The sequence below is a fragment of the Desulfovibrio intestinivivus genome (assembly GCF_053570665.1).
On the sequence record NZ_JBRBQT010000001.1, the window covers coordinates 2,493,422 to 2,510,077 of the forward strand.

Below are 16,656 nucleotides of genomic sequence, written 5' to 3' on the forward strand. Positions count from 1 at the left end.
GGAACACATGCAGTCAACAAATTTTGAGTTTTTACGGCCTGCATGGCCGGAACTTGCCGAGCTGGGAGCTTTTGCCGAGCTTTATGTGCAGAGTGATCCTCCTTCTTCACGTTTTAAGAGCCGCCTTCTCGCTGAGCATCTGGCCATGTTTGTGTGCAAAGAATTGGGTATTCCTATTGTGGATGGCAATTTTCTTGCGGTGCTCAAAGAATTGGAAAGAACGAAAACTCTGCCCAAGCCCGTGCTTGATACATTCCATCAGGTTCGTATGTCGGGCAACAAGGCTGTGCACAGTCTTATTCAGGACAACAGTCACGCACTCGAAACAGTCAAAAGCGTTTTTGATTTGGCCCGCTGGTGGGTATTATTCAGTACCCACAGCAAAGAGGGCTTGCCAACGGCGTTTAAGTCTATCCAAAGTATTTCTGCTCCCAGTGCGCAATACGAGCTTGAGCACCTCAAAAAACTGCATGAAGCAAGCGAAGTCCTCGTTGCTGAAAATGCAAAATTGCACAGCCAATACGAAAGTCTGAGCGCTGAAGCGCGGGCCACAAATTCGGCTGCCTTCAAGGCTAAGGCCACTGAAGCTGCTGACGCTCTTCTCTTTAATGAAGAGGAAACGCGCAAGCGCCTTATTGATACCATGCTTCTTGTATCTGGCTGGGACGTTAAAGATAAGGCTCAGGTTGATTTCGAGGTTCCGCTCTCCATTGATGGCACGCCATCTGGCACTGGCCGTGCAGATTATGTGCTTTATGATGAAGACCATACGCCTCTTGCTGTTGTCGAGGCCAAACGCACAGCTGAAAGCCCCGCTAAAGGCCGCAAACAGGCGCAGGGTTACGCTGATGCTTTGGAAAAAATAAGCGGCATTCGCCCACTCATTATTCTTAGCAATGGCTACGAAACAACCTTGGTGGATGATGCTGGCGGGCCAGCCTCACTGACACCGCGCGGATATCCTGATAGGCAAATCTACGGCATTCCTTCTCGAGACAGTCTGAACTATCGCGTTAAGTTCCAGCGCGAAAGAATGCAAAATCCGGCGCACGTGAAGCACCGTCCTGACATCGCTGGGGGGGCAGGCCGCGAATACCAGTTAGAAGCCATCAAGGCGGTTGCGGAGTGTTTTGGTGAAAAGCGCCGCCGCAAGGCCCTTATTGTTCAAGCGACTGGTACGGGGAAAACCCGCGTGGCCGTTGCACTTGCCGACCTTCTCATGCGCGCTGGCTTTGCCAAGCGAGTGCTCTTTCTTTGCGACAGAAGAGAATTGCGCCGTCAGGCAAAAAACGCCTTCACTCAATTTTTGCCAGATTATAACGTAAGTTTGTTGGCCCGCACCAGAGAGCCAGCAGCGCAGGTAGTTCTAGGTACATATCCCGCCATGATGAAGCGGTTTCAGCAGTACGATGTGGCTTGGTTTGATCTTATCATTGCAGATGAATCACACCGGAGTATTTACAACAAATACAGAGATCTATTTCTTTATTTTGATGCCCTGCAAATTGGCCTTACCGCAACGCCAAGAAATAAAGTCTCGCACAATACCTACAAGATGTTCCAGTGTGATGATGGTCTTCCGACCTATTTTTACGAATATGAAAGAGCAATTCAGGAAGGCACTCTGGTAGATTTTACGGTCATTACGGTAACCACTAGATTTTTGCGGGAAGGAATCCATTATAGCCAACTTTCCGACGAAGAGCGGCTGCGCATTGAAGAAGAAGGCATTGACCCTGAAAGCTTAGAAATCGATGCGGAGAGAATCGATTCTCAAGCTTATAATAAAGATACCAATCGTAAAATTCTGCAAAACCTTATGGAAAATGGCCTGCGTGATAACACAGAAAACGGGCCTGGCAAAAGTATCATTTTTGCCCGCAATCATGTGCATGCGGAACTATTAGGCAAGCTTTTTCAGGAAATGTACCCAGAGTTTGGCCCCAATTACTGCGCCGTCATCGATAACTATAACCCGCGTGCCGAGCAGCTAATTGATGATTTCAAAACCCCTGGCAGCGATCCTGTCATCGCCGTGTCGGTGGATATGCTGGATACTGGCATAGATGTGCCGGAAGTGCTCAATCTTGTTTTTGCCAAGCCAGTAAAATCTTACGTTAAGTTTTGGCAAATGATTGGTCGTGGAACTCGCCTTTGTAAAGATCTGCATGGCCCAGGCAAGCACAAAGAACAGTTTTACCTTTTTGACCATTGGGGCAACTGCGAATATTTCGAAGTGGATCGGGCTAAGGAAGAGGCCCAAACTAGCACGTCACTTCTTGAACGGGTATTCGAGGCACGTCTTGCCTTGGCTGAAACTGCACTGGCCAAATATGACAAAACAACCTTTGACCTCACGTTGCCCCTCGTGCGGGGAATGATACAGGCATTGCCAGACAACAGCCTGCCAGTGCAGGAAAAATATCGGCATAAGCTGTTTGCTTTGTCCGGCTCAACCCTAGAGCAATTTTCCCCAACAACGGTGCAGCTTGTGCGCAAAGAACTCTCGCCGCTCATGCGCTATGTAAACATTCGTGGCGACAAAGAGGCGTACGCTTTTGACCTTTTGCTGACGGAGTTGCAAACAGAGTTATTGCGTGAAAGCACTATCGCCGAGGGATTGAAAAATAAGCTGGATAATGCCCTGGCTGGCCTGCAAACGAACATAATGGCCGTGCGTGACAAATTCGACCACATCAGGCCGTTGCGGGAGCAATCTTTTTGGGAACAGCCATTATCAGCCCTTCTGCCCGCCTTGGAAGAAAAACGCCAGGCCTTGCGGGGTATAATGCAATTCAGTATCACACCGGGCACGCCTTCCGGCATGCCACCGCGTATTCTGGATATTGCTGACTCTGGTGTCGTTTATACGGTGCGGGGAACAATGCGGCCTTCTCCGGAAGACATGCGCGCATACCGGGAAAAAATTCGCGGCGTACTAGAACCGCATTTTACCACCGACCCCACATTGCGCAAACTGCGACATGGCGAGCCCCTGAGCGAAGAGGACTTTGCCCATATTGCCTCATTGGTGCTCACTCAAAATGCGGGGGTAAGCCTGGATACCTTGCGCGAGTTCTATCCGGCCACTTCACAACTTGAAATGGAATTACGGGCCATTGTTGGTATGGATGCAGAAGCGGTCAAGGAGCGCTTTGCAGTATTCTTTCATAGGCACCCGAGTCTTGGATCCATGCAAATAGCCTTTTTAAACCTGCTGCAAAAGCATATTCAGGCTTACGGTCCTGTACAGCTGGAGCATTTGTACGAAGCACCATTTACGCATTTGAGTGCAGATGGGCCGGACGGAATTTTTACTAACGAAGAACAGATGCAAGACCTTGTATCTGTGCTCGAATCTTTAACAGAGCCGACCCCTAGCGCGGCTTCTGCCTAACCAGACTTTTGGAGCTTTTCATGACCAATGGTGACCTGCGCAATAAAATCGACAAACTTTGGACAGACTTTTGGACAGGGGGCATCACCAACCCTCTGACCGTCATTGAGCAGATCACCTATCTGTTTTTTTGTCGCATGCTGGACGAAGCTGAAACAAACCGAGAAAAAGCCGCTCAACGCACCAAGCAGCCATATAAACCCCTATGGTTTGCCAAAGATCAAAAAGAACTGCGATGGGGAAATTTTCGTCATATGACCGGTGAGCCACTGCTCACTCTGGTACGTGACAAAGTTTTTCCCTTTTTACGCACCCTCGATCAGCCCCATAATGTCAACGGTGAAAATGAAGGCGCAAAAATCGGCCTGGGCGCACTCATGAAGGATGCGCAGCTGCTTATTGTAAAGCCCGGGCTGCTTTCCAGCGCCATTGCCGCTGTTCATGAAATGGACATGGGCAATACCGATGCCAAGGGGGATCTTTACGAATATTTGCTCTCCAAGCTGAGCACTGCAGGAATCAACGGGCAGTTTCGCACTCCCGCCCATATCCGCGAACTCATGGTTGAGCTGCTAGAGCCTAAACCCACAGATGTTATTGGCGATCCTGCTTGTGGTACCGCTGGTTTCTTGGTCAAGGCTATGGAATACCTGCGCCGTACCAATACTTCGCCGGACATGGTCTTTAACGGCGATGATGGCAGCCCTGTCTATGTGGGCGACCAGCTCACTCCCTACCTTGATCACATCAACAACCACATGTTTCGTGGTTTTGACTTTGATCAGACCATGCTGCGCCTCTCGGCCATGAATATGATGTTGCACGGCGTGGCAGGGCAGTGCATTTTTTATCAGGATTCCCTTTCGGAGAGCTTTAAACAGAATTATCCTGCTGAAGTTGAAGAGCATTTCGATATCATTCTGGCCAACCCACCTTTTAAAGGTAATCTTGATGGGGATGACATCGCTCAGGAGCTCACCCGTAAGGTTAAGAGTACCAAAACAGAATTGCTATTTTTGGTGCGTATGCTGGGCATGTCGAAGAAAGGCGGACGTTGTGCGGTTATTGTGCCGGATGGCGTGCTTTTTGGTTCCAGCAAAGCCCACATTGCCCTACGACAGCTGCTGGTGGATGACAACCAGCTTGATGCCGTTATTTCTCTGCCCTCGGGTGTATTTAAGCCATATGCGGGTGTGAGCACGGCCATCTTGCTTTTTACCAAGGGCGGCAACACTTCCGACGTATTCTTTTTTGACGTGCAGGCTGATGGCTTTAGCTTGGACGATAAACGCAACCCCATTGAAGCCAATGATCTGCCGGAATTGCTGAAATGCTGGAAAACACGGGATGCAGGCAAGGTTACTGACCGCACCAGCAAGGCCTTTTTTGTGTCTGACGCAGAAATACGCGAACAAAAGTATGACCTGAGCCTCAACCGCTATAAGCAGCAGGTGTATACACTAGAAGAGTATGATCCGCCGTTGGTGATCCTGGAGCGCATGGAAGTTTTGGAACAAGGAATCATGGCGGACATGGTAGAACTACGGGAGATGCTGAAATGAAGTGGAAGACTGTCCCGATAGGGAATGTATGCCAAATTATTTCTGGCACTACACCATCAACTAAAATAAAAAAGTATTGGAATGGAGAGCTTGATTGGGTAACTCCTGGAGAAATAGAAGACAAATCAAAATACATCGTTAGCACTCAAAAAAAAATTACAAAGCAAGCAGTAAAAGAAACAAATCTGCGTCTTCTTCCAGTTGGAACAGTACTTTTATCTTCGCGAGCTCCCATTGGTAAAGTGGCAATTGCTGCGACTGAGATGTACTGTAATCAAGGGTTCAAAAGCCTCATTTGTTCAAGCGAAGTGCATAATGAATTTTTATATTGGTTCTTAAAGGGGAAAAGAAAATTTTTGAATTTTCTTGGACGGGGAGCAACTTTTAAAGAAATCTCAAAGGACATTGTTGCTTCAATAGAGCTTCCTCTTCCCCCTCTTGCCGAGCAGAAGCGCATTGCTACAATTTTAGATAAAGCAGAAGCTATACGCCGAAAACGCCAGCAGTCCCTCGAGCTGGTAGACGTTTTTTTAAAAAGCGTATTTTTGGACATGTTCGGTGAGCCGGTTGCGAATTCGAAGGGATGGGATATTTCCACGTTTGCGAATCTCGCAGATTTCCGGCTAGGGAAGATGCTTGATGGAAAGCAGCAAACAGGAAGTCACCAGCATCCGTATCTTGCCAATTACAACGTTCAATGGTTTTCATTTGATTTGACAAAGCTGAGAGTTATGGATTTTGACCATAAGGATAGAGAGGAATTTTCTTTAAAACGCGGGGATATTCTTATATGTGAAGGAGGGGAAATCGGACGGACAGCTATATGGAATTGCGAAATTGAAAATTGTTTTTTTCAAAAAGCACTCCATAGAGTTCGATGTAACCAGGATTTTGTTACTCCAGAATACATTATGTATTTAATGTTTTTTTATGCTAAAAATAAATTATTTGACACATTAGTTGGTGGTGCTGCAACAATACCACACTTGACTGGAAAAAAATTGAAAGAACTTACTATCCCTTTGCCACCTATAAATGTGCAATATGAATTTTCGTCAATTGTGAAGCATGCATTGGCTATTAAAGCTAATCTTTGCAAAAAAAGTTATGAAGCTGATAATCTTTTTGACTCAATTCAAATGCAACTATTCTGAAGATGCGTAGAATATATTTGAGCATGACGTATTTGTGGCACGGCGCCTCTTATAATTGTAAATATTTAAAATATTTTCGATCCCTACTGCACAAACAAGAGTGATGCAGGCACTCTGTATAAACTATACAAAAAGGTTTCCTATGCGTCTGACAACACTGGATATCAAAAATTTTAAGGGGATTGATGAAGCTGGTATTCGTGTCAGCTTTGCCCCAATAACGTTGCTTTTTGGCCCAAACAATGCAGGTAAAAGTACAATTATCCAAGCTTTGCACCTTATACATGAAATTCTGTGCAACAATAATTACAATCCAGACAGTGTTAAAGGTGGTGGAAGCTCAATTAACCTTGGTGGATTTAAACAGTTTGTTCATAAGCATGACTTGACTCGTGCCGTAAGTATATGTCTTGAGTTTGATCTTGAAGGTACGGATCTTCCTCCATTTGTGCGTCGTGACGAAATCAAATGGCAACAAATGCAGAATTATTTGTCTGAGCATAGCAATAGAGCGCACACAGAGAGAGACTGTCCATTTTTCGATGAAATAAAGCTCATTGATATCGATGAGCCTTCAGATAGCATTTGGGAAACAGCTCAAGACGCACTTAACAGAATCTCAAACATTGGCGTGTGTGTTAACATCTCGTGGGGTGTGGCCACGGAACGGCCATTCATTTCACGGTATGAGATTACCATGAATGGCGTGGTTGTGTGTGGCATCTCTTGCAAAGAAAATGGTGCTCAGCTCTTTGAAGGTATTGATTCTTCGCCAATATTAACACCAAGTGAAAAGGAACAGTGCCGCAAGCACATTGAAATTAATCTGTTATCTGACAATGAAAGTGGAACCTCGGACGACAATGAAATTGAATTGCCTAAACTGTTTGAGATTATTTCTCAAATAATTAATTTTGATTCTACATGGGAATCGTTAATCCCAGGCTCTTCTGGTACTGACTATTGCCCAGGGTACACTGAGATTCTCAACCCAGAAGTCAGGGGCAATGCGCTCCCGCTATGGGACAGACCTCTGGATTTATCAGAAATCACGTCCTCAAAGATCTGTGAGTCATTTCTTTCATCATTGCTTGTTGGCCCAGGTCTTTTGTTAAGAGATTTGCTGGATGCGCATCTCCTTTATATTGGCCCGTTGCGTGCCATACCTCCTCGTAATTTTTTACCCGCTCAAACAGCAGATCCTGATAGATGGGCAAACGGCTTGGCCGCTTGGGATATCCTTGCCTCAGCGGATCCATACGAACTTGAACAGGTAAATCAGTGCCTTTCTGAGCTTTGGGGCAAGCAACCACAATACTATGTTTGTCGAAAAAATAATTTAACTCTTGATGCCAACGGTACCCTTGCCTTTGCTCTTCAAGTCGCCTTGATGGAGGGTGACGTCGACGAGGCCACGTTGCCGCTTTTGCGTCAACTCCTTGCACAGGCTCCCGAGGCATGCATAGTTTTTCGCAGTCGCAGTTCTGACATGGAAGTAGTGCCCCATGACATGGGTGTTGGTATTGCTCAGGTCATGCCAGTGCTAGTTGCTGGTGCGTTAGCTAAGCGCAATGCAGTGATAGCTGTCGAGCAGCCGGAGTTGCATATTCACCCTGCGTGGCAGACTGCTTTGGGTGATGTGTTTTGTCGGGCAATCAGCAATGATGATCCGCCGATGTTTCTTTTGGAAACTCACAGCGAACATCTCATGCTGCGGCTGCTGAGGCGAGTTCGGGAAACGTCTGAGGCGGAGCTACCTGCTGGCTTTCCTAAGATACTTCCAGAAATGATTTCCGTTCTATGCGTGCAGTCCAATGAGGATGGGCGAACAGAAATCATCCGTATTCCTGTCACGCCTGACGGTGATTTTGGGCAAAAGTGGCCTAACGGCTTTTTTGCTGAGCGGGCAAAGGAGTTGTTCTAATGCTGCATGAATTTGCCGTTGAACCTAAATTGCTAGGTACTTGGGAGTCCTTTCATTACCTCCATGAAAAATTTGGCGTTCCAAAGGCTAGGCTAATCGCAGAATTTCCCAAAAAATGGCGCAAGATGGTTCACGAAGCTGCCGATAACTTCTCAGTTCGTCAGAGAAAGATTCTTGAAGAATGGTTGGCGGACAAAGGTGCATTCTTAGTCCCGAGTGGACGTGACTGCGCGATGCCTGACAATTGGCTCGAAAGCGCCGAGTCAGCACACGCTGAAAAACCATTTCATGCAATTCTCGCTTGCGAAAATCCGCGAGCAAACCCAGCGGTACTTTCTGCAGATTCTCCAATTACTGAAACTCATCATTTATTCACGTGTCCGCACGAGTGCGCAATGCCAAAAAATCTAGCTGGGTATCTTGCAGTTAGCAGCTCGCTTTTGCGCCATTCACGAGAAATAATTTTTGTTGATCCGTATTTTAAAGCTGAAAAAAAATGGGGGGAACCGCTCAGAGAGATGCTTCGATGCATCCCTGTTGAACCCACGAAACTCAAATATTGCGTCAACATATCTCCGAATGGTGAGTCACAAGATTTTCGTGTTTCCGAGTTAAAAGAGAAACTGCCACGATTTATCCCTAAAAATTTTTCCCTTAACATTGTCATGATTGAAAAGGTTTTGGGACACGATACTCATAACCGTTTTATTCTGACGGAACGGGGGGGCTTAAAATTCCCATGGGGATTGGATGTGTTAGAAGGCTCACCGGAAGATATTGTAAACTTGATGGATAAAGAAACTCATCAGGCAAAATTTGCAGAGTATTCAACCCTTACAGGTCATTCGGTCGTTGCAACTCTCATGATTACTGGGACAGCGGAACTATGAAGATGCCTTCCTTTGATCAACTTATTCTCCCTACTCTCAACGCTCTGGAAAACCTTGGTGGGTCTGGTAGCATTGAAGAAATTGCAAGCACGGTCATTCAGAATCTTAATCTGCCGGAGGCCGTCACTTCGCAGCCTCACAACGCTGACAAGCCAAGCCAGACAGAGGTGGAGTATCGTTTGGCGTGGGCACGAACGTACCTTAAAAAGTACGGCCTGATAGACAACTCAGATCGTGGTGTATGGGCACTGACTCCCCAACACAAGCCAGGACAGGTTATTGACGTCAAAACGCTAGTGCAGACAGTTAGGGCGACCAGTGCTGCCCTATCAAAAAAGAAACAAAAGAGTCTGGTGGAAGAAGACTCGCTGCCATCTATTGCCGAAGAAGTGGAAGCTGGGTGGAGAGAAATATTGCATCAGCAATTGTTGCAACTAAAACCAGACGCTTTTGAAAGGCTGTCCATGCGGCTATTGCGCGAGAGTGGCTTTGTTCAGGTAGAAGTAACAGGTCGGTCTGGTGATGGTGGCATAGATGGCAAGGGCATCATCAAGCTGCAAAATGTGTTGAGCTACCATGTTGTATTTCAGTGCAAACGTTACAAAGAAAGCGTTGGCTCAGGGGCTATTCGTGACTTTCGCGGGGCCATGATCGGCAGAGCCGACAAGGGACTGTTCATAACAACAGGCGCATTCACCCGTGATGCAATAAAGGAAGCCACCCGTGACGGAGCATCTCCTATCGACCTTATTGATGGGGAAGACCTTGTGGATATGCTCAAGCAACTTCGTCTTGGTGTTGCTGTCCGCATGGTCGAGGAGGTCGAAGTAAACTCTGCATGGTTTGAAGGAATTTAAGTAAGAAATCTAGTTATTCTGTGTTGCAACGTATATATTAAATTCATTTCTATAAAAAACGAATATTCATGTTTTATAATTCAACACAATAAATAATAAAGAGGCTATTATGAACTCTTCAAAAGTAAAGTTTTTGCAAGAAACTTCTATTGTTGATGATTTCATTTCTTTTTTCAATCAAAAACGCCCAATTTATAAACTTCATAACAGACCAGACCCTCCAGATGCTGTAATTGAAAATACGTTTCTCAAAAAATATTTTTGGTTCGAAGTTACAACAGTGTTCTTTAGCAAGGAATGGGCAATTGATTTAAACTCCTCTGCTGATCACAATAGAGTCCATAAGCCAATGCAACAAGGTCCGTACGTTAATATGGATGATACGGTCTTCCAGCGCACTATTAAAATATTTTCAGAAAAGAATAAAAAGAAAAGCTATGACGAGGCGTTTTCAAAACATGGAAAAGGAATGCTAGTAATAAAAATATATTCTCCATGGGGTGTTGATAACAATCTATTTGTTAGAATAAGAAATGCAATAAGGAGAAAAAATAAAAGAACTCTCTTCAACAGAGTTTACATATATTCAACATGTGGAGATGGATACACGTTTATGAGATGCTGACATTAACTCAGCCAGATAAGTATGTCATTGAACAATTAGTGTTTATTACATATTAAAATAAAATTTAACCATGTTATCCATCAATTTTTAAGAACATATTACTCTTTCAAGAATACCAGAGTAAAATTCTAAATCAACCAGAAAGCTCTGTCCGGCTCAAGCCGGATGGGGCTTTTGCCATTTTCGAGGGTACAAACATGAACCAATATCAATCAGAAATCATTACTGAACTGGCCAAGGCCCTGCTTAACGTGCAGCGAACCGTGCAACCTGTCACCAAAGACGCAGAAAATCCCTTCACCAAGAGCTGGTACGCTAGCCTCAACAGTGTCATGGACGCCTGCCGTGATGCTCTCATCGAAAACGGCATCTGGCTGTGCCAGTACCCGGTGCCTGTGGAGCAGCCTAACTCCCTAGGGCTGGTTACCAAGCTGACCCATGCAGAGTCTGGTCAGTGGCAAAGCTCTCTTGCCGTGGTTCCTTTACCCAAGGCCGACCCGCAGGGCATGGGATCGGCAATGACATATGCTCGCCGCTACGCTTTAACCGCCATGTTGGGCATGGTAACAGAAGATGACGATGGTGAAGGTGCTAAAAATGGCAAAAAATCGCCTACACGGCCAAAATTGTCCGTAATTACCCCTGAATCACAAAAAGCGCGTCATCGCGACCCATCCACAGCAAACAACATTTCAAACACCTCAAATCGCCCCTCAGCAAGCCTTGAAAATCTACCGCCCCTAGAAGGCGTCACCTACCAGCAGGTTACCGCTCAAGATGGGCGTCCCTGCATCATTGCCACCGGCAACACGCAGGCCAAAAAGGAATTACTGACCGGTTCGGGCTTCCGTTGGAACCCGCAGAGAAAATTGTGGTGGAAGTATGTTGACGCCGCATAAAAAAAATAAAAGTACCGAGTGAGAGGGCTGCCTGATGGCGGCCCTCTCGCTTTTATGGAGACTAGATCATGGAGCAGATGAACCGCACGGAAGGATTACGGGCTCTAATCAGGCAAGGTCTGCAGGCCGTTGCCCACAACGACACACTTGCACACCTAGGCGACCGCTCCTGCTATGTGGGGATGAGCGACATCGGCCAGCACTGGGAATGCCCACGGGCTGCGTTGGCCAGAAAGGTGATGCCCATCACAAACAGCCTGGAACGGCTGCTTACGCTGCAGCGCGGGCACTGGTTCGAATCTGGGGTTGGGCAAGCTCTGGCATCGCAGGGCCTGCATGTATTGCCTCAGCTTGAAATCAGCTGGCAGCATCAGGGTGTACCCATCAAAGCTCATCTTGATTTTGTGCTGGTCTGGGGTGCGCCCGTCAATGCCATACGCATTCTGGAAGTGAAGAGTACGGACAAGTTACCAGTTTCGCCTCACGATTCTCATCTGCTGCAACTGCACGGGCAAATCGGCCTTTTGGTAAAAGCATGGAACAAGCCCGTTTTCAGTCTTCGTGCTGAGGACGGCACGATTCTGCATGACAAAATGACCTTCCCTCAACTTTGCCGTGCCCAGCTTGGTCTTGAGATGCCCCCAACTGCTGCCGAGGCAAGTATGGAAGCATGGTTGCTCTGCCTTTCCATGAAAGAGGTTAAAGCGTTCGGCCCCTATGGCTTCAATCAGGCCATGCTCGATACGGCCCTTGACCATGCGGCCCAACTTTGGGGAGAACTTGCAGATTTCCGCGCCGGACACATAACCCTGGCACAGGTTGATTGCGCTCAGGGCTTTTACCCATTGTGCTCGTTCTGCGAGCACAATGGCGACTGCCCTAAATTCCCGCAAGGCGTGCAAATGCCACAATGGGAGCCAGCACTGGAAAAGCTGGCAGCCCTTAAAGATCAGCGTACTGCTTTGGATTCCGAGATAAAAGAAATGGAAACAGTACTCAAGCTGGTTCACCGCCAGGCTGGCACACGGAATTGGGTAGACACGGGAAACTACCGCTTTCGTATGGCAGTGGCAGCAGGGCGTACCACGTTGGACAAGGATGCTCTGCGGGAGGAGTTGACCGAGATTCTTAACGCTGAGCACATGGGCGGCATCGACGTGGATACCTTGCTGGCCCGTTGCGAGCGCACCGGCTCACCTGTCGAAAAATTGAGCATTTCGCCCATAAACTGAAAAATGGGGCACTCATGACCATCCCCTCACTTTTATCCCGTTCGCCAAAACCGCCCCACCCTGGGGCAGTTTTCGTTTTAAGGAGCCAGGCATGAATAATATCAACGACCTTTGTAAGCTGCAGCCCACGGATCTTGATGCCGGTCAGGTCTTCAGCGGCAGGCCCTCCGGCACCACGGTCAGGGGCTACGCCGTCCCTTCGGCCTACACCCCGGCCATTGACCACGAATATATCTTCCATGAGTCCAGCCGCGATGTTGTGGTCTGGTTTCTCAACCCCCAGGAACCACTGTACGTCTTCGGCCCCACTGGTTGCGGCAAAACCAGCTGCATCAAGCAGCTGGCTGCCAGACTTAACTATCCCGTCTTTGAGGTCACCGGACATGGGCGGATGGAGTTTGCCGACCTGGTTGGTCACCTGACAGTAAAAAATGGCAGCATGACCTTCGAGTACGGCCCGCTTGCACTTGCCATGCGTTACGGCGCACTTTTGCTGCTGAATGAGATCGACCTGACATCCCCTGAAATTGCAGCAGGCTTGAACAGCGTGCTGGACGGCTCCCCCCTGTGCATAGCGGAAAATGGCGGCGAACTGATTGCGCCGCACCCCATGTTTCGTCTGATTGCCACGGCCAATACCAATGGCGGCGGCGATGACACCGGCCTCTACCAGGGCACCCAGCGGCAGAACCTTGCATGGCTGGACCGCTTCACCATCTGCGAAGTGGGCTACCCATCTGCCGATGTGGAAAAAAGCCTACTTGCCCGGCGCTTCCCTTCGCTGCCCCAATCGCTGTGTGCCACCATGGTGGACTATGCCAATGAGGTCCGCAAGCTGTTCATGGGTGAGTCTTCCACCAGCAATCTGACCAACGCCATTGAAGTTACATTCTCCACTCGCAGTTTGCTGCGATGGGGTGATCTGACCGTTCGCTTTCAGCCTCTGGCCCATCAGGGCGTGCAGCCCGTCACCTATGCCCTCGACCGGGCACTGGGCTTCCGAGCCAGCCGTGAAACCCGCGCAATGTTGCACGAGCTAGCTCAACGCATGTTCCCGCAACAGGTCGAAGTTGAGTCCTCCCAAACCGTAACGGCAGAAATTGAAATCCTGCAAGGCGAGCAAGCCCTACGCTTCATGCGCGGCCATCTGCACCACACACCCACGGTGGCCAAGCCCCTCGTTCATCTTCAGGTAATTCACAACCTTTCCGGCAAAAAGCAGGACGGCAAGTTCTGGATCGGCGAGGCTAGCCCTGTGGGCCTCACGCTAAAGTGGGGCAAGCCGGACACCGTTGGCCAGCAGCATTTTATTCCCGCCGAAAACTGTGAGGGCAACAATTCCGTGATGGAGCTTGAAGCACGCGCAGAAAAGAAAATCAAAGAAGGCTACTCCCTCAATACAACAAGAAGCTCATTCTAGGAGGCTACTATGGCACAACTTGTTTCTGACATTCGTATTTTGGACAACTTGCTGGCCCTCAACCTCAACGTCAGCCTGTGGTCTGCCCGTCGTAAAATGAGTCAGGAAGACCTGGGCGGCGCAGAACTGCCCCCTGAAGATCTGGCTTCTTTGGGCTCAAAGCGCATTGCCGACCCGGAAAACCTCAAGGTGTTCGGCACACTCAAAGCCCGCGCCTTCAACTACCTTGACCGGCAAGGTGTACGGTTTATGTCCGGCTGGGCCATCCCCGAAGAAAAGGCCGGCGAAATCGTGCAGGAGCTGCTTAACATCCGCACTGAATTCCAGAAAGAAAAGGAAGCATTTCTGGCGGACTACGACCAAAATATTCAGGGATGGATAGAGAAACACCATCAATGGGGCGAAATCATTCGTAACTCCCTTGTGGGGCCTGACTATGTACGCGCCCGCATGGATTTTCGCTGGCAGCTGTACAAGGTGGCCCCGCTTGAACAGCACACAGACAACACCGCTGTGCTGGAAGCAGGTCTGGCGGAAGAGGTGCAGGGCCTCGGCGGCACCCTGTTTGATGAGGTGGCCAAGTCGGCTGACGATATATGGCGCAGGGTTTATCATGGCAAAACGGAGGTAACCCACAAGGCGCTCTCGCCGCTGCGCACCCTGCATGCCAAGCTCACGGGCTTGTCATTTGTAGAGCCACATGTGGCCCCGGTAGCTGACATCGTGCAGGCTGCACTGTTGCGCATGCCCAAGAAGGGCAACATCACGGGTACAGACCTGCTGCTTTTGCAAGGGCTGGTCTGCCTGCTCAAGGACAGTACGACTCTTGTGGGCCACGCTCAGAAAGTAATTGAGGGCTACGGCCCGGCATTTGTGCTGGATGCCCTGTTGGCTGGTCCGGACGTTATCCACGAGCCAGACGGCCTTGCTGGACAGATGGATGGCACCATGGATGGGAATCTGGACGATGAACCCATCCTGCCTGAGATTCCCGTGGCTGACAGCGCATTACCGCATCCTGCCATACCCAGCCTGGGCCTGTGGTGATGCCATGATACGCACAAAAGACGTTCTCAACTGTCTGCCCCTTGTGGCATCTATCCTTGGTGACCGCTATGGCGTGCAGGTACGTATTGGCGGCAAGGAAGCCTGCACCAACGGTAAAGTTATCCATCTGCCATCGTTGCCCATTGATTGTGAGCCGGAATTATTGGCTCTGGCCAAGGGGTTCACAGACCATGAGGCTGCCCATATACGGCACACAGATTTTGGCGTGTTGCAAGCCGCGAATCTTGATCCTGTGACCTTCAATTTGTTCAACTGTCTTGAAGATTGGCGTGTTGAAAAAATGCTGTCAGGCATTTTCCCTGGCTGCCGGAGAAACCTGAACTGGCTAATACGACGATTCTTTGTGGAGCAGGCACAGCCAAGGGCCGGGGACGATTCCCCGGCCCTTGCTGTTTTGGACTATGTGCTGTTGACAGTGCGAGCCTGGGATGTGGATGAGGTGACACCGGCACGCCAACACGCGGCAAGCATCGTGGAGCAGCACTTCCCCAGCTTGATAGGAGCCCTGGATGCCATCTTGGTCAAGGCCTACATCCATTGTCCGGATACGATGGCAGCAGTCAAATACGCTCGGCAAATCGCTCAGTGCATCCGGCAGTGGGAACCGCCTCAACCAACTGCAACCACCAAATGTACGGATAAAGACGGTCAGGGTGACATGCCCCAGCTGACAAAGGAGGGCACCGATTCAGCCTCACAAATTGACCAGCAATCTGAGCCGCTTCAACCGCTAAGGGCTTTGAGTGCTTTACCGCTTAAAGCCCTATTCCATGCGGAGGCGCAGGATCTACCCCAGCAACTCGGCGAAATCATGGCGATTGAGCTTGCCAATAGCAGCGTAGAATCCTCCAGTGACGCTCTGACTGTGGCGGTAGAAGGCACTCGACAAGCAGCCCCCTTGCCAGCAGAGCAGAAGCTGCAAGCCCTTCAGGCCAGCATTGCCCTGCGCACTCGCCTTCAGGGTTTTCTGCAGGCACAAACACAAAGGCGTTGCAGTATCGGGCGCAGAGGGACTCTGCACGCCAATTCACTTTATCGTCTGCAGGTTGGCAATGCTCGTGTTTTCCAAAAGGAGTCTGTGCAATTGGGCCTCAATACGGCTGTCCACGTCCTGCTGGACGTAAGTGGCAGCATGGCTGGCGCACCGATTAATCTTGCCAATCGGGCATGCTTTGCCGTGGCAACGGCGCTGAGCCATATCCGTGGCGTGAACCCTGCAGTAACAGCCTTTCCCGCAGTCACGGAAACCAATTCAGTATTCCCCATCATGCGACACGGGCAGGCCGTGCCAGACATGTTCGACATTCGGGCTTCTGGAGGGACTCCCCTAGCTGGGGCCGTGTGGTGGGTTTTGCAAACAATGTTGCCCCTCAAAGAGCGGCGCAAGATGATTCTGGTTATCACTGATGGCATGCCGGACAACCCGTTGGCTGCAAACAATGCCATCGGAGTGGCGCAAAAACTTGGCTTTGAAGTTTATGGCCTTGGCATACGGGATGAGCACATCACGCACCTGTTGCCACACACAAGCCGGGTGGTCAACGACTTGCCTGATCTGGTACCTGCCATGTTTGCCCTGCTGCAGACTGCATTGCTTAAAGGCGGTGCTGTATGATGGCTCCCCTCGA

General features: G+C 49.2%; 11 protein-coding genes and 1 pseudogene. All 12 read left to right on the forward strand.

Annotated elements, in window-relative coordinates; genetic code table 11:
- The first annotated feature begins 7 nt into the window (after positions 1–7).
- Positions 8–3,397 (forward strand): DEAD/DEAH box helicase family protein, encoded by a 3,390-nt coding sequence (locus ACUZ9P_RS10735; RefSeq protein ID WP_449249704.1) that lies wholly within the window; start codon positions 8–10, stop codon positions 3,395–3,397.
- Between the two features lie 20 nt (positions 3,398–3,417).
- Positions 3,418–4,959, forward strand: coding sequence for a type I restriction-modification system subunit M (locus ACUZ9P_RS10740; protein WP_449249705.1), 1,542 nt, complete (start codon positions 3,418–3,420; stop codon positions 4,957–4,959).
- A complete protein-coding gene (locus ACUZ9P_RS10745; RefSeq protein ID WP_449249706.1) occupies positions 4,956–6,113 on the forward strand; it encodes a restriction endonuclease subunit S in 1,158 nt (385 codons plus the stop codon). The genes ACUZ9P_RS10740 and ACUZ9P_RS10745 overlap by 4 nt, the downstream gene beginning before the upstream one ends.
- Positions 6,114–6,255: 142 nt before the next feature.
- Positions 6,256–8,037, forward strand: coding sequence for an AAA family ATPase (locus tag ACUZ9P_RS10750; RefSeq protein WP_449249707.1), 1,782 nt, complete (start codon positions 6,256–6,258; stop codon positions 8,035–8,037).
- Positions 8,037–8,927: a hypothetical protein gene (locus ACUZ9P_RS10755; RefSeq protein WP_449249708.1), complete on the forward strand. Its 891-nt coding sequence runs from the start codon at positions 8,037–8,039 to the stop codon at positions 8,925–8,927. Before ACUZ9P_RS10750 ends, ACUZ9P_RS10755 begins: the two co-directional genes overlap by 1 nt.
- Positions 8,924–9,784: a restriction endonuclease gene (locus ACUZ9P_RS10760; RefSeq protein ID WP_449249710.1), complete on the forward strand. Its 861-nt coding sequence runs from the start codon at positions 8,924–8,926 to the stop codon at positions 9,782–9,784. Before ACUZ9P_RS10755 ends, ACUZ9P_RS10760 begins: the two co-directional genes overlap by 4 nt.
- A 109-nt stretch (positions 9,785–9,893) precedes the next feature.
- Positions 9,894–10,409 carry a hypothetical protein gene (locus ACUZ9P_RS10765; RefSeq protein WP_449249711.1) on the forward strand — a complete coding sequence of 172 codons (516 nt, stop codon included), beginning with the start codon at positions 9,894–9,896 and terminating at the stop codon, positions 10,407–10,409.
- A 197-nt stretch (positions 10,410–10,606) separates the two neighbouring features.
- Positions 10,607–11,308, forward strand: a complete 702-nt coding sequence (locus tag ACUZ9P_RS10770) for an ERF family protein (RefSeq protein WP_449249712.1) — start codon at positions 10,607–10,609, stop codon at positions 11,306–11,308.
- A gap of 68 nt (positions 11,309–11,376) precedes the next feature.
- The gene (locus tag ACUZ9P_RS10775) at positions 11,377–12,540 is read left to right on the forward strand and encodes a hypothetical protein (RefSeq protein ID WP_449249713.1); all 1,164 of its coding nucleotides are present in this window, start codon (positions 11,377–11,379) and stop codon (positions 12,538–12,540) included.
- Between the two features lie 91 nt (positions 12,541–12,631).
- Positions 12,632–13,600 (forward strand): annotated as a pseudogene (locus ACUZ9P_RS10780) (AAA family ATPase); the annotation flags it as partial.
- 369 nt (positions 13,601–13,969) lie between these two features.
- A complete protein-coding gene (locus ACUZ9P_RS10785) occupies positions 13,970–15,007 on the forward strand; it encodes a DUF3150 domain-containing protein (protein WP_449249714.1) in 1,038 nt (345 codons plus the stop codon).
- A gap of 4 nt (positions 15,008–15,011) precedes the next feature.
- On the forward strand, positions 15,012–16,643 hold the full coding sequence (locus tag ACUZ9P_RS10790; protein WP_449249715.1) for a cobaltochelatase CobT-related protein: 1,632 nt from the start codon (positions 15,012–15,014) through the stop codon (positions 16,641–16,643).
- Positions 16,644–16,656: the final 13 nt, after the last annotated feature.